Raw genomic sequence first — 15365 nt, 5'->3', positions numbered from 1 at the left:
TCAATCGGGCATCATTATGTCCGATGCGGCCCGCAGGGCGCAAGGCGGCCCCTGGTGCAGGTCAGGCGATCTGTTCGTGCCGCTTCTCGACCCGCAGCAGCTTGCCCGCGGCAAGCGAGGTCAGCGCCGCGCCGAACGAGAACAGCGCCCCCATCTTGGCGGCATCCTGCACCATGCCGGCCGGGAAGGCGACCGAGGCCACGAAGAGCGCCACCGTGAAGCCGATGGCCGCCACGCAGCCCAGCACGAAGATATCGGCCGTGCGCATCCCCTTGGGCAGACCGAAGCGCAGCACATGCGCCCCGAACACCCCCATCACGAAGATCCCCACCGGCTTGCCGATCAGAAGGCCCGCCACGACCAGAAGCGTGGGCTCGCCGATGGCGCCGAATTCCACGCCCGCATTGAGCAGGCCGAACATCAGCAGGATGAATTCGACCGGGTATTTCAGGTGGTGCTCGATCCAGTTGAGAAGGTCGGTCAGGTGCTCCTCGGCCTCGGCGAACAGGCCAAAGGCGCGGTCGGCATGCGGGATCGTGGGCACGATCGGCAAGAGGCCCAGCGCCGGGTGGATGCCCGCTTCCTGAAAGCCATACCAGCTGAGCGCGCCGGCAACGGCATAGGGGATGAAGCTCAGCCGCTTGCGCACCCAGGTCGAATGCGGCCGCGCCTGGTTGCCCCGGTCCAGCCGCCGCGGCAGCCAGTTGGCCAGCACGAAGACCGCCAGCGCCGCGCCGAAGGACAGGCCCAGCCATTCCGGCGCCAGCGTGCCCGAAGGGTAGAACACCGCCAGGATGACCAGCCCCGCGGCATCATCGGCAATGGCCAGCAGCAGAAGGAACCGGATCGCGGGATGACCTGCGCCGAAGACGATCCGCCCCACCAGATAGGAAAAGGCGATATCGGTTGCCGTGGGAATGGCCCAGCCGCGGCTGACGGTCTCATAGATCCCCAGCGTCGCCGCCAGTCCCAGATAGACGACGACCGGCCCCAGCATCCCCCCGGCCGTGGCGATCAGCGGCGTCATCGCCTTGCGCCCGCGCAATTCGCCGTTCTTGAGGATGATGCCTTCCCAGACCTCCTTGGCGGCAATGGCGAAGAAGAAGGCCATCAGGACGTCGTTGACCAGATAATGCAGCGTCAGCGTGCGGGTGGCGTGATCGCCCTCGCCGTGCAGATGGCCGATGAAGAAATCCTCGACCAGCACGAAATGCACCAGATGGTGATAGCTCTCGGGGTCGGTATTGGCCCAGATCAGCGCTCCCACCGCGCCCATCACCAGAAGCAGCGAATAGGTGGTGATGAAATTCCAGACCCGATACATGGCATCCCCCGGTTGCTGATCCCGCCGGCCCCCGTGCGGGCGGACGATCCCGGCCGCCTCGGGCCGTGGCTGGCGGGGTTAAAGCAAGGGGGGGGCCGGGGCGCAAGGATCACCCCCGCGTGAAGGGGGCTGTCGCCCTGAAATTGCGCGCTTTCGGGGCGTGGTGCTTGCCCTTCGGGCGTGGCAGGATTAGGCGCGGGGGTCAAACCCCGCCGCAACCCGCGCGCCGCGCATCCGTTCCGCCAGCAAGGAGGTCCCATGACCGACACGCCCGACGAGCCCGAGATCACGCTCGACCCGACGCCCACGCCCTTCGATCTGGCACATCAGGCGATGCAGGACGCCCCCGATGACGATGCCGCGCGGCTGGCCATGTATGATTGCCTGATCGGCGCCGAATTGTTCGTGCTGCTGGCGGCCGAGCCCGAGGAGGCCGAGCCCGGCAGCGCGCCGGTGATCGCGCCGCAGCTCATCGCCACCGACGAGGGCCGCTTCATCCTGGCCTTCGACCGCGAGGATCGTCTGGCCGCCTTCACTGGTCAGGCCGCGCCCTATGCCGCGCTGCCGGGGCGCGTGGTCGTGGACCAGCTGGCCGGGCAGGGCATCGGGCTGGGGGTCAATCTCGGGATCGTGCCGCAGGCGCTCTTGCTGCCGCCCGAGGCGATCGACTGGCTGGCCGGCACGCTGGCCGAACGCCCCCAGGAAGACGAGGGCTGGCCCGACCATTTCCTGCCGCCGCAATTGCCCAAGAGCCTGCTCGACCGGTTGACGCAGCGTCTGGCCTCTTGGGCGGCGTCGGCGGGCGCCGAGGGGCGCGAGGCCTGGCTTTCGGGGGTCGGCTGGATGGACGGCCGGCAGGGGCATGTCCTGGTGTTCCAGCCCATCCCCGAGGACGAGGGCGGCTCCGAGGCCGAGGCCGCGCTGGCCAAGGCGGTCTCCGAGGCGCTGATCTTCGCCGGGCTCGAGGGCGAGGAAATCGCCGTGGTCTTCCTGCCCGACGACGACCCGGCACGCCCCGCGCTGGCCGAGACCGGCTGGCGTTTTGCGCTGGACGCCGAGGCTTTGGCCGCAGCTGAGGCGGCGCTCGAGGCCGAGGAGGCCGAGCGCAAGGGCCCCGGCATGGACCCCGACCGTCCGCCGATCCTGCACTGATCGGTCGCGCGCCGGGGTGGCCAAGGCGCGCGCCGGTTTGCGAGTGTGTCCGGGGGCGTGGCCGTCGGGGCGCGCGCCTGGCCCGGAGGCCGCGTCACCGGCCTCCGAGCGGCCCCTCCGCGTCGCCGGCAGCCAGGCCCGGTTCCTGCCCTTGCGGGCCGGGCCGACGTTGGGAATGGGTTCGGTCAGATGTCGATGGGTTTTTGTGACCTCTTCCGCAGGATGCTTCCTTGCGCGCAGCGTCCGCTGCCGCCCCGCATGGGCAGTCGCCTGGCGACCGCCCTCTTGCCGCGGCAGGATCGGCGGCAGATGGGGCTGCCCTCGCGGCGGCGCTCGCGCCTTGGGGGCTTTGCCCCATGCGTTGACATGGCCGGGTGATGTCCTCACCGCGCGGGGCTGTGCCCGGAGCAACAGTCTCTTGTGGCGTCAGCATAGGGCGGCAACTGGCCTCCCGCCCCGCGGCTGGCTCTGACTTGCGCGCGCGCTCCTCCACGCATCTAATGACCGGACAAGGGCGCTGTGTCGTGCTTCCCCCGCTCGCGCGGGGCTGTGCCCGGAGCATTTCTGCGGTGCCGTGTCCAGAACCGTGCCGCAGATCGTGGCCAGACCCGCGGCGGGCCTCGCGCCGTGGGCGCGGGCTCCAAGCCTTGATCTGCCGGGCGGGGCGCTGTGTCGTTCTCTGGCTGTGCGGGCTGTCCCTCCCCATCGGTCTTTTCCGCCTCAGGGGATGGCTTCTGATGGCGCCCAGACCTGAGGAGGACCGCCGCCCTGGCATGCATTCCCCCGAGCGTTGAAGTCGCGGACGGGGCGTTGAGGCGCGGGGCGCGGTGGGGCTCGATGCGTCGTGGCGGGGCTCGTCGCCGCGCGGGCCTTGCGTCATCTGGGGCAGAGCGCTGGCGCGGGCCCCTTCGGGCGATCCTGGCGCAGCGGGGGCGCGGAAACGGTGCCATCTTGCGCCGCGGTCGTGGTGTCATTGTCTGACCATGAGATCGGGTCGGATATGCGCCCAACCTCGGGAGGCACCGCGCAACGCGAAACTGCCGCCTCGTGCAGGCCCCGTCTGCGCCTGTTGCAAGCCGTTCGCGCATCATCGGGGTGCGGATTCCGGTCGGAGCCCCTGGCCTCTTTGGTGCGGATCCGATGACGTGCAGCGCGGGCCGAAGCGCGCCGTCTATCATGCGTTGTTTCGATGGTGCGATCCGCGGGGATGAGCGTCGCGGGCTTTCGCACGGCTGGTTGGCGCTGCTTTCGAGATATGCGCTGTCGGGGGCCTGCACCGCTGGCGGATAGGCCCCCCGGGTTGCAGCACTTTGTGGTGTGCGCGCCTGTCGTGATGCGGTTCGCAGATGGCGCGCGCCGATGATACCTGCCGCTTTTGCGCGCGCGGCGATCCGGTGCTGTGCACGACGGGTTGCGTTCGCTTCGCCGTCTGGGTGCGCGTGCGTTGTTTTCAATCTCATCATGGCGAAAACATCGCGCCGGACCAGGGGCCCGGCGCAAGAGGTCTGTTCGTGATGCGATCAGAAGATCAGAAGTCTTCCCAGTCCGAATCGTCGGTCTCGGGTTTGACCGCCAGCGCCGTTGCCCGGCGCGCCCCACCCGTGGCCGCGGGCGGGGCGGCCGATTTTGCGGCGGGCTTCGAAGCCGGTTTCGGCGCGGGCTTCGACATCGGCGCGGCTTGCGCGGCCTTGGCGGGCGCGGGCCGGGGCTTTGCGGCCGGTGCCGGACGCGCCGGCGCCGGTGCCGGTTTCGCGGCCGCGGTGGCCACAGGTGCGCGCCCCGGCGCGGCCTGGCCCGAGATGCGGAACCGCGCGGTCGTGGTGTTCAGGCTTTCGGCCTCGCGCGTCAGGGCGTGGCTGGCGGCCGTCGTTTCCTCGAACATGGCGGCGTTCTGTTGGGTCACCTGATCGAGCTGGGTGACGGCGGTGTTGATCTCGGCCAGGCCCGAGCTTTGCTCGCGCGCCGAAACGGCGATTTCGCTCACGAAGGTGTAGACCTCGCCGACCGAGGATTCGATCCCGCTCAGGGCCTCGCCGGCCTGGCCGACCAGGCCGACACCGCGCTTGACCTGATCGTTCGAGGCCGAGATGAGCCCCGCGATCTCGCGCGCGGCTTCCGAGGAGCGTTGCGCCAGGGCGCGCACCTCCGAGGCCACGACCGCGAACCCGCGGCCAGCCTCGCCCGCGCGGGCGGCTTCCACCCCGGCGTTCAGCGCCAGAAGGTTGGTCTGGAACGCGATCTCGTCGATCACCGAGGTGATGCGGGAGATGTTGCCCGAGCTCTTCTCGATCTCGCCCATGGCATGGATCGCCTCGCGCACGACATTGCCGGAAGTCTCGGCATTGGCCTTGGCCTTGGCGACCATTTCGTTGGCCTGCGCGGCGACTTCGGCGGCCGAACGGACCGATTCGGTCAGCTCGTTGAGCGCGGCGGCGGTTTCCTCGAGCGTGGCGGCCTGTTGTTCGGTGCGCCGCGACAGATCCTCGGCCGCCGAGGCGATCTCGCCGCTCTCGTTGCGGATGGTCGAGGCATTCTCGAGCACCTCCTGCATCGCCGTGCGCAGGTTCGAGAGCGCGGCGTTGTAATCGTTGCGCAGCTCTTCGTATTCGGGCTGGAAGCGCGCGTCGATCGTCGCGGTGAGATCGCCATCCGAAAGGGCGCGCAGGGCCCCGCGCAGCGCGTCGACCACCTTTTGCTGCGCGGCTTCGGTGCGGGCGCGTTCCTCGGTGGCGCGGGCCACGGCGTCTTCGGCTTCGGTCACATCGGTCCCCAGCAGCACGAATTGCTGCGGCTGGCCCTGGCTGTCGAGCACCGGGCTGAACGCGCCCAGAACCAGCGCCTGGCCGCCCGCCGGACGCGTGAAGGCCATCTTTCCGGTCAGGGGCTTGCCCTTGGCCAGGCTGTCAAAGACCGGGCTGCCGTCGGTCATCGAGATCAGGGGGCGCACATCGGTGCCGACAAGACGGTCGGCGCCGTCGCCCATCATGGCCATGAAGCGATCATTGGCCGATTGCAGCCGGCCGTCGGTCGAGACCTCGGCGCGGGCCTGCGACAGGTCGATGGCCGACACCACGGCCTCGTCGTGCTGGGCGCGCGTCACGTCCCGCCATTCGGCGACATGGCCGATCTTCTTGCCCATGGGGTCGTGGATGGTGTTGATGCTGACCACCAGATAGGCCCCGTCCAGGCGCTGTTCGAGACGCATGGCGCCCTTCTGGCCCTGATCTCGCGAGGACACGGCCTGCTTGCCCTGCGGAATGATCTGGTCGGCGCGCTGCCCGAGCAGGTTGTCGGGGTCGAAATCCGCCCGGAACTTGCGCAGCGCGGCCAGGTTCTTGCGAAACAGCGCGGTCATCGCCGGGTTGAGGAAGGTGATGCGGTTATCATTGTCGGTGATCATCACCGCGACCGATCCGGCCTCGAGCGCCGCACCGCGCAGGATCGCGGTCCTGTTGGCTTCTTCGGAGGCGGCGAGCCCCTCGCGGAAGGTGTCGAGCGAGCGCGCGATCGCGCCGATCTCGTCGCGACGATGCGTTGCGGGGATCTCGGTCTCGTAATGGCCGACGGCGACCTGGCTCATCGCAGAGTTCACGCGGTTCAGCGGGCGCGCGATCACGGCATAGATCGCCCAGGCGACGCCGATGATGCACAGCACGAAGGTTCCCGCGGTGATGCCCAGGGTCTTGAGCATGTCGGCACGGGCGGCGACGATGGCGGGTTCGGGCGACCAGGCGGACACCAGGGCGCCGATCACGTTCTGCTGCGCGCCCGCCATCAGCGGCATGGCATAGGTGAACCCGTCCTCCGAGCGCGCCTCGGCCCCGGTCTGGATCGCCTTGCGCGCCACCGACAGGAGCGCATCGGTCTTGGCGCCGACGGTGACGAAGGGAGCACCCTCGGCATTGACAAGCGCCATGCCGATGCCTTCCCCGTTCGAGTCGCTCAGAATGTCGGTCAGCACACTCTCGGCCTGGTCGGCCTTGTCGAAGCGCAGCGCCCCGATCACCTGGCGCGCGATCAGCGGCGTGACCGAGGCGGCATGCGCGCGCGTTTCTTCCGCGGCGCGGGTCTGGCTGGCATTGTCGGACAGGGCGACCATCAGACCGCCGAAGATGAACCCGCACAGGGTCACCATCAGCGTGATCTTGGCAAAGACCGAGCTGAACGGATTCGAACGGGGGGCTGTGCTCATCGATTACTCCAGCATCTCGGCATCGAGCGCGACGGTCATCGCGCCGATCGGCGCGTCGGTTTGCGGGTCGGTCACGGTGAAGGACACCTGCACCTGATAGCGCTGCGAGGATTCGTCGAATTCGACATCGCTCACATGGATGGCGCCGGCGCCTTGGGGATAGGTTTCGCTGAACTTGGCCTCGTCGCCCTGCCAGTAATCCGAGGTGGGCGCAGCGGCGGCCACGTTCAGGCCGAGGTTGTCCATCACGAAGGCTTCCACGACGAAGCCGCCGGTGTCCTCGATCTGTGCGCGCAGATGCTCGGACGCGGTATTGCCGAGCAGCGCGTCGATCATGGGGCGCTGGGCCGAATCGATTTCGGCCCGCCAGGTCTTGTCAAGCGCGTCGATCTGGGCCGGGGTGAGGCCGGCATGGGCGTCATTCTGGGCCAGGATCGCCGAGACGATCGCCGGGTCGCGCGCCAGCTGCATGAGATTTTCATTCGCGTAGTCGCGCGCGGTAGCGGCCATGTCGGCCAGCGCCAGTGACGGCAGGGCGCCCAGCAGGAGGGCAGGAAGGACAACAGGGAATTTCATCGGTTACTCCGGCTCACGAGACCGCGGCGGGCGCCGCTTGATGAGCTAGGGTTACGACACAAGCCTTGCTGCCGGATTAATGGGCATTCGCCTTCTGCGACGGATTTGCGCAGATGCGGCAAATCCTGCGCTCAGGAAGATTTCCGGGCGGCCCTTGCAGCGGCTGGGGCGCGACACTAAGATTCTGACAAGGTATCCCGCGATATGACTTGGGCAGGACGCAAAGAGGCAGGCCGAAATGAAAGACCCCTACGATCTCTACATGAATACGCTCGTGCCCATGGTGGTCGAGCAGACGTCGCGGGGCGAACGCGCCTATGACATCTATTCCCGCCTGCTCAAGGAGCGGATCATCTTCCTGTCGGGGCCGGTGCATGACGGCATGTCCACGCTGATCTGCGCGCAGCTGCTGTTCCTCGAGGCCGAGAATCCCTCGAAGGAAATCGCCATGTATATCAACAGCCCCGGTGGCGTTGTCACCAGCGGCCTGTCGATCTATGACACGATGCAATACATCAAGCCCAAGGTCTCGACGCTGGTCATCGGGCAGGCGGCCTCGATGGGCTCGCTCCTGCTGACCGCGGGCGAGAAGGACATGCGCTTTGCGCTGCCCAACAGCCGCGTGATGGTGCACCAGCCCTCGGGCGGCTATCAGGGCCAGGCCACCGACATCATGATCCACGCGCAGGAAACGCAGAAGCTGAAGCGGCGCCTGAACGAGATCTACGTGAAGCACACCGGCAACGACTACGAGACCGTCGAAGCCGCGCTTGAGCGGGACAATTTCATGTCGGCCGAAGACGCCAAGGCCTGGGGCCTGATCGACGAGATCCTCGAACGCCGTCCTGCCGAGGCCGAAGGCTGAGGCCCGAACGGCCCCTGACGATGACCCTCGCCCGTCATGAACGGGCGGGGCACCCGTCTTGCTGATCGTGCAAGCGAACGGCATTTTGACATTGAGATGAACAGGGGGCTGCCCTAGACTTCGGGGCGAGGGGCAGTCAGACGAGAAATGTCCGGGGGCAGGGCCTCCGGGCGATCCGCGAGGTAAATGATGTCGAACAATTCCGGCAGCGACAGCAAGAATACGCTCTACTGCTCGTTCTGCGGAAAGAGCCAGCACGAGGTGCGCAAGCTGATCGCGGGCCCGACCGTGTTCATCTGCGACGAATGCGTCGAGCTTTGCATGGAAATCATCCGCGAGGAAACGAAATCCGCGGGGCTCAAATCCGCGGATGGCGTGCCGTCGCCGCGTGATATCTGCAAGGTGCTTGACGATTACGTCATCGGCCAGATGCATGCCAAGCGCGTGCTGTCGGTCGCCGTGCACAACCATTACAAGCGCCTGCATCACGGCTCCAAGTCCGACATCGAGCTGGCCAAGTCCAACATCCTGCTGATCGGCCCTACGGGCTGCGGCAAGACGCTGCTGGCGCAGACGCTGGCGCGCATTCTGGACGTGCCCTTCACCATGGCCGATGCGACCACGCTGACCGAGGCCGGCTATGTCGGCGAGGATGTGGAAAACATCATCCTCAAGCTGTTGCAGGCGTCGGAATACAACGTCGAGCGGGCCCAGCGCGGCATCGTCTACATCGACGAGGTCGACAAGATCACCCGCAAGTCCGACAACCCCTCGATCACCCGTGACGTGTCGGGCGAGGGGGTGCAGCAGGCGCTTCTGAAGATCATGGAAGGCACGGTCGCCAGCGTGCCGCCGCAGGGCGGGCGCAAGCATCCGCAGCAGGAATTCCTGCAAGTGGACACGACCAACATCCTGTTCATCTGCGGCGGCGCCTTCGCCGGGCTTGACCGGATCATCGCGCAGCGCGGCAAGGGGTCGGCCATCGGCTTCGGCGCCGACGTCAAGGATCCCGATGCGCGCGGCGTGGGCGAATTGTTCCGCGAGCTCGAACCCGAGGATCTGCTGAAATTCGGCCTGATCCCGGAATTCGTCGGCCGTCTGCCGGTGATCGCCACGCTGACCGACCTGGACGAGGAGGCGCTGGTCACCATCCTGACCGAGCCCAAGAACGCCCTGGTCAAGCAATACCAGCGGCTCTTCGATCTGGAAGGGGTCAAGCTGACCTTCACGCCCGACGCGCTGAACGCCATCGCCAAACGCGCGATCAAGCGCAAGACCGGCGCGCGGGGCCTGCGGTCGATCATGGAAGATATCCTGCTCGACACGATGTTCGAACTGCCCGGCATGGAAAGCGTCGAGGAAGTGGTGGTCAACGAGGATGCGGTCGAAAGCGCCGAAGCCAAGCCGCTTCTGATCCACGCGGATGCCGAAAAGAAAAGCGGCACGGCGCGCTGAGCCCGCGCCATCACCGTTCAAGGATGAAGGGCCGTCCCGTGGGGCGGCCCTTTTTCGTGGCCGGATCGGTTCGGAAACCTCGGTCAGGGGGGCGAAAACGCGAAACGCCGATCGTCCGGCAAGACGATCGGCGCGGAATTTCATGGGGCGCGCAGGGGCGGCGGCCGCTCTGGGCCCGCGCTCAGCGGCGACGGTCGCGGCGCGCGCTCATCGGTTGGAAGGCCACGCCGACATGGGCTTCGCAATAGGGTTTGCCCTGAACCGCCGGCAGCCCGCAGAACCAGAAATGCTCGGTCGCGGGGTCGCCGATCGGCCATTTGCAGGTGCGTTCGGTCAGCTCCATCAGGCTCAGCCGGCGGGCGCGCTTCTCGGTCTCGCGGACCGAGGCCAGCGCCTCGGGGCTGATTTCCCCTGCCGACGGTTGCGGCGGCAGGGGCTGGCCCGGCACGGGTTTGCGCGAGGGCGGCGCCGCCGGCGTCTCGGAGACCGCGCGCGGCTGCGGGACGGCCGGCGCGTCGGTGGTGGTCGCGCAGCTCTCGGCGGCAGCGGTCGGCGCGGTCGCGGCGGGGCGCGCCTCGGCACGTGCCGGGCCGGTATCACCCTGGGCGGCGGCCGGACGCGGCGAAGGCGCGGCGGCCGGTTGCGCCTCGGGCGTGGCGGCGGCGGCCGGGGCGGCGGTGTCGCTGGTGTCGGCGGTGGGCTCGCTCGTGCCGCTCGCGGCACGGTTCGACAGCCCCAGGCGATGCACCTTGCCGATCACCGCGTTCCGGGTCACACCGCCCAGTTCCTTGGCGATCTGGCTGGCCGACTGGCCTTCGGCCCACATACGTTTGAGCGTCTCGACGCGTTCTTCGGTCCAGGACATGACAGCCTTCGCAGTGAGGGCCCGGCCCGCAACGGGCAGGGCGGAGTTCAACGGGTCCATTCTAGATGGGACAGGTCGAGATACAAGGCAAGGCGCCGGAAATCAACCCGCCCGACGGGCGCGGGGTCTAGGGTTCGGACGGGGGTTCGGACGGGGGTTCGGCTGGGGGCTCGGGCGGGGGCGGCGGGGCCGGGGCGCGGCGCAGCGCCTCGAGGCGGGCGATCGCGCCGCTTGCGCCGCGGCGTGCCTCGGCCATCAGGGTTTCATAGGTGGCCAGAACCTCGATCCCGGTGGGGGTGAGCCGCGCGCCGCCGCCCTGCGCCCCCCCGCGCGAGGCCCGCACCAGCGGTTCGGCGAACATGGAATTGAGCTCGTCGACCAGCGACCAGGCGCGCTTGTAGCTCATCTGCATGCGCCGGCCCGCAGCCGAGATCGAGCCGGTCTCGACGATCAGGCGCATCAGATCGGCCTTGCCCGGCCCGATGAAGGCGCCATCGGCGAAATGCAGGCGAATGCGCATTCGCGAGGCCATGGGCAGCCCCCTTTCCATCGCTGATCCACGAAAAGCGGCCCGGTGCCTGGGCCGAGCCGGTTCTAGCGCGATTCCGCGCCCCCGCAAAGGGTCAAGCCCGCCGTCATCGGGGGCACATGCGACCGGGCGGGGATGTCCCCGCCCGGTCGGTCTGTCTCGATGCGCCGGGCCTCAGAAGTAGAAGTTGCCCGAGTCGATATCGGTCGCGGTGATCCCCGTCAGCAGGATCGTGTCCGTGCCATAGGTGATCAGCGTATTCGCGCCCGATTGCGTGATGGTCAGATCCGAGATCGAGCTGATGCCGGTCACCGAGCTCAGGTCGATCCGGTCATAGCCGTCCTCGAAATCGGTGATGACGTCGTTGCCAAAGCTGTCCTCGAAGCGGAAGTAGTCCGTCCAGCCCGTGCCGCCGGTCATCGTGTCGTTGCCGGTGCCGCCGTAGAGCGTGTCATAGCCGTCGCCGCCGATCAGCACGTCGTTGCCTTCATGCGCTTCGAGCCGGTCGTTCGAGGCGCCGCCGTCCAGGTAGTCGTTGCCGTCGCCGGAGATCAGCGTGTCATAGCCGTCGCCGCCGCTCAGCGTGTCGTTGCCACCGCCCCCGGCGATCAGGGTGTCGTTGCCGCCGCCCCCGATCAGGTTGTCGGCACCTTCGCCGGCATCAAGCGAGTCATAGCCCTCGCCGCCGTCCAGCATGTCGTTGCCCGCACCGGCGGTGATCGTGTCGTTGCCGTCCCCGCCGAACAGGTCATCGTTGCCGGCCCCCGCGCTCAGCAGGTCATCGTCGTCGCCGCCATACATGGTATCGTTGCCGGCGTCGGCCAGCAGCGTGTCGTTGCCCGCACCGCCGGCGAGGAAGTCGACGCCGCTCGGACCGGCATCGAGCAGGTTGGCAAGGTCATTGCCGGTCAACCGGTCGGAATAGGCGCTGCCGATCACGTTCTCGATGTTCGAGATGACATCGCCGGTCGCGGCCCCATAGCCTGCGACGTTGGAGGCAAGGTTGACAAGCACGCCCGAGGCCGAGGTCGAATAGACCACCGTGTCGTTACCCTGGCCGCCGTCGATGCGGTCGGCGCCATAGCCGCCATCCAGCGTGTCATCGCCCGACCCACCCATCAGGGTGTCATCGCCAGACCATGTGAAGATGTAGTCATTCCCCCCCATGCCGGAGACGCTGTCGCGGTTGATCGACCCTTCCACCGTATCACCGGCGTTCGAGCCCCGCACGATCTCGATCAGGTTCAGCACGTCGCCGTCGGCATCGCCGCCGGTCCCGGTGCCCAGCCGCAACGACACATTGACCCCGGTTTGCGAGCCCAGATAGTCGGCCGTGTCCCAGCCGGCCCCGCCGTAGAAGGTATCAGCGCCGGCGCCGCCGTTCATGTAGTCATTGCCGCCATGGCCGACCAGCATGTCGTCGCCGTCGCCCCCGGTCAGCTGGTCGTTGCCGTCGCCGGCGTACAGGCGGTCACTGCCGGCATTGCCGATCAGGATGTTGTCCCCGGTATCGCCGACAAGCGTATCGTTGTGATCGGTGCCGACCACGCCTTCCATGGCGGTGAAGCTGTCGCCCGTGGCGTCGCCGCCCGTTGCCGAGCCGGTAGCCAGGTTGATCGCGACAGCCGCGCCCGAGCTGCTGTAGTCGACGATATCGGTCCCGACACCGCCGTTTATCGTGTCGGCGCCCGCACCGCCGATCAGGGTGTCATCGCCGTTGCTGCCATAGAGCGCGTCATTGCCATTGAGGCCGATCAGAAGGTTGTCGTCGGCATTGCCCACCAGCGTATCGGCCTGGTTCGAACCGGTGACCCCCTCGACCGAGCCGATCACGTCGCCCGCCGCGGCCAGGAAGCCCTGGCCGACCGTCAGGTTCACGAGCACGCCGCCGACATCGACATAGGACACCATGTCGACGCCCAGCCCCCCATAGATGGTGTCTGCGCCGGCCCCGCCCAGCAGCAGGTCATCGCCCGAGCCTCCGGCCAGGAAATCGTTGCCCCAGCTGCCATAGAGGCTGTCGTCGTTGTCCCCGCCCCAGAGCGTGTCGTTGCCGCCCCAGCCCGCCAGGATGTCATTGCCCCAGGTGCCGCGCAGCAGATCGTTGCCGGTGTTGCCGATCAGATGGTCGTCCCCCTGACCGCCGACCAGGCTGTCGTTGTCCGACCCGCCGTCCAGCGTGTCGTTACCGTTGCCGCCATAAAGCGTGTCGTTGCCCGCCCCGCCGCGCACGCTGTCATTGCCGTCATCGGCCACGACGACATCGTTGCTGGGCTCGGACGGCAGCACTTCCAGCACCTGCGAGGTGCCCACAGAGGTGCCCGCGGTATCGGCCGCGATGACGCGCGCGGTGATCGTCTCGGCCGCGGTCGGCGACAGCCCGTCGAGGGTCGCCTGATAGCGCAGGCCGAAGGGCGTGACGATCAGATCCTCGGGCTGGAGGGTTTCGACGACGACGCCGTCCACCAGCAGCTCGACGCGGGCGATATCGGTCGGGTCGATCGGCGAGGCGACGATGGTCGCGCTGAGCGCCGAGGGGTCGTCCACGATGACGGCGCTGTCGTTGTCGACGCCGTCGTCGACCAGGTCGAGGTAGTATTCCGACGAGCCCGTGCCCACGCCATAGGAGCGGATCGTGGCGTCGATGCCGGCATCGTCGATCAGGGTTGCCACCTCGTCGGAGAAGCCGCCCGACCCGTCTGCGCCGTCCGACAGGAAGAACACGTAGTTTTCGCCGGCGCTGGCGCCGTTGAAGAAGTTGATCGCCTCTTGCAGGCCGGAATAGAAGCTGGTGCCGCCGCTGTCGTTCAGTGTGGCGGCCACATCCAGAACGTCGGGGGTGCCGTTGACGTTGCCATCCGAGCCGACGCGGCCGGTATAGACGGTGCTGGCGCTGCTCTGGAACGGGATCAGCGTGACATTCGCCTGGGGCGCGCCCACATCGTTGATGAGGCTGTTGACCAGGCTGTTGATCGCCGCGATCTCGGCGTCGATGATCGTGTTCGACGACCCGTCGCCGTTGAGGTCGCCCACCGTGGTGGCGCCGCTGAAGCTCGAGGAGGTCGAACCCGACACGTCCACGATGATGGCGATGTTGATGTTGTTCGACGAGGTCAGCTCGCGCGCGACGAAGCCTTCTACCGCCACTTGCGTGTCGTTGTTGGCGTCGGGCATGGTCAGCGAGATCGACAGCCCCTCGCCGGTGGCGGCGATGGTGGTCGCGTTCGAGGTCGTGACCAGGTTCACGTCGTCGGCGCCGATCGTGTCGTCGCCCGCGCCGCCCAGGATGATGTCCGAGCCGGTGCCGGCCAGGATCAGGTCGTTGCCGTCGCCGCCGTTCAGCGTGTCGTGACCCGAGCCGCCCTCGATCGTGTCATCGCCGTCTTCGGCCTCGATCACGTCATCGCCGCCCAGGCCGCGCATCAGGTCATGATCGGCGGTGCCCAGAAGGTCGTCGGGGCCGTTCGTGCCGATCAGCGAGGGCGCGACCGCGGGCACCAGCCCCGAGAAGTTGATGATCGAGCCGATTTCGTTGTTGTCGAGCCCGATCAGGAAGTCGCTGCTCAGCACGCCCGAGGTATCGAACATCGAGGCGAATTGCGCCTGCACATCGCCGTTGCTGGCGCCCTGTGCGGCGAAATGCAGGATGCTGACGGTTTCGCCGGGGTTCACCGTGAAGGTGTAGGAAATGGATTGGTAGTCGTTGCCGTCGTCGTAACTGCTGCCCGGCATGAGCGCGCCATCCGTCCACATGGCGCCCGCCGAGTCGAGATCCGTCGTGGCGTTTGCGGCATTGTCGAAGATGACCTGCGTGGGCGCGGTGGCGCTGTCGTGCACCTGCGTCGCGTCATAGGGCGAGTAATCCCAGTAGAGGTCGTAGCTCATCGTCACCGCCGAGGAGGTGACATTGGTGAAGCTGTCGAGAAAGCGCACGAAGCCGTCGGTGGCCGAGACATAGGTCGAGCGCGTGTTGACCAGGCCGCCGGAATAGGTCGGGAAGGTGTTGATCTCGCGGCCGGCTTCGTCAATCGTGTAGGCTTGGCCCGTGATGTCGTAGGAATAGCCGAACGTGTCGATGTTGTAGTTGGTGCCGTTGTCGATGTAGGTGCCGTAGCTGTAGATGGTCCAGTCAAATCCCGCGCCGTCGGTCAGCGTGGTCGACCCGTTGGTGTAGATAGGCATGGCGTTTCCTTTCGCTGTCCGTGGCCTCCGGCCGCCGGTCGGGGGCGCATCTGCTGTCTGGGGCAGGTTCGAACGCAAGGATGCCGCGCGTCCACCTGCGCGGACCGCATCCCGAAGTTCGTCTCGCTCCCCCCTGGCGGCCCGGTCGGGCCGTCCCTTCGCAGGCGCCTCCCTTCGGGCGGCGTTCCTGAGCCAAGGATAACGCCGCGTTCACGAAAGCGGCAA

The 15365-nt window shown here is 67.5% G+C and carries 9 protein-coding genes; 3 read left to right on the top strand and 6 right to left on the bottom strand.

Translation table 11 applies throughout. The features are described from left to right. Positions 1-61: 61 nt before the first annotated feature. Positions 62-1324 (bottom strand): Na+/H+ antiporter NhaA, encoded by a 1263-nt coding sequence (locus tag BW949_RS00835; RefSeq protein WP_076363038.1) that lies wholly within the window; start codon positions 1322-1324, stop codon positions 62-64. Positions 1325-1582: 258 nt separating this feature from the next. On the opposite strand from BW949_RS00835, the gene BW949_RS00830 reads away from it, so the two are divergent. Next, positions 1583-2476 (top strand): SseB family protein, encoded by an 894-nt coding sequence (locus BW949_RS00830; RefSeq protein ID WP_076363037.1) that lies wholly within the window; start codon positions 1583-1585, stop codon positions 2474-2476. A gap of 1528 nt (positions 2477-4004) precedes the next feature. Here BW949_RS00830 and BW949_RS00825 read toward each other — a convergent pair. Then, positions 4005-6668, bottom strand: coding sequence for a methyl-accepting chemotaxis protein (locus tag BW949_RS00825; RefSeq protein ID WP_076363036.1), 2664 nt, complete (start codon positions 6666-6668; stop codon positions 4005-4007). A 3-nt stretch (positions 6669-6671) separates the two neighbouring features. Then, a complete protein-coding gene (locus tag BW949_RS00820; protein WP_076363035.1) occupies positions 6672-7244 on the bottom strand; it encodes a hypothetical protein in 573 nt (190 codons plus the stop codon). A 238-nt stretch (positions 7245-7482) separates the two neighbouring features. Between BW949_RS00820 and BW949_RS00815 the strand changes: the two genes are divergently transcribed. Next, the gene (locus tag BW949_RS00815; protein ID WP_076363034.1) at positions 7483-8109 is read left to right on the top strand and encodes an ATP-dependent Clp protease proteolytic subunit; all 627 of its coding nucleotides are present in this window, start codon (positions 7483-7485) and stop codon (positions 8107-8109) included. A 189-nt stretch (positions 8110-8298) separates the two neighbouring features. Further along, the gene (clpX, locus tag BW949_RS00810) at positions 8299-9564 is read left to right on the top strand and encodes an ATP-dependent Clp protease ATP-binding subunit ClpX (protein WP_076363662.1); all 1266 of its coding nucleotides are present in this window, start codon (positions 8299-8301) and stop codon (positions 9562-9564) included. 181 nt (positions 9565-9745) lie between these two features. Here clpX and BW949_RS00805 read toward each other — a convergent pair whose 3' ends face one another. The 3 genes from BW949_RS00805 to BW949_RS00795 all read right to left on the bottom strand — a co-directional run bounded on the left by BW949_RS00805 (position 9746) and on the right by BW949_RS00795 (position 15140). Continuing rightward, positions 9746-10429 (bottom strand): GcrA family cell cycle regulator, encoded by a 684-nt coding sequence (locus BW949_RS00805; protein WP_076363033.1) that lies wholly within the window; start codon positions 10427-10429, stop codon positions 9746-9748. Positions 10430-10556: 127 nt separating this feature from the next. After that, complete coding sequence (locus BW949_RS00800; RefSeq protein WP_097176943.1) at positions 10557-10961, bottom strand: winged helix-turn-helix domain-containing protein; 405 nt, start codon at positions 10959-10961, stop codon at positions 10557-10559. Positions 10962-11132: 171 nt separating this feature from the next. After that, positions 11133-15140: a beta strand repeat-containing protein gene (locus BW949_RS00795; protein ID WP_076363031.1), complete on the bottom strand. Its 4008-nt coding sequence runs from the start codon at positions 15138-15140 to the stop codon at positions 11133-11135. Positions 15141-15365: the final 225 nt, after the last annotated feature.

Source organism: Phaeovulum vinaykumarii (assembly GCF_900156695.1).
In the GTDB taxonomy this organism is placed as follows: Bacteria; Pseudomonadota; Alphaproteobacteria; order Rhodobacterales; family Rhodobacteraceae; genus Bieblia_A; species Bieblia_A vinaykumarii.
This window is presented reverse-complemented; position numbering and strand designations above follow the sequence as displayed.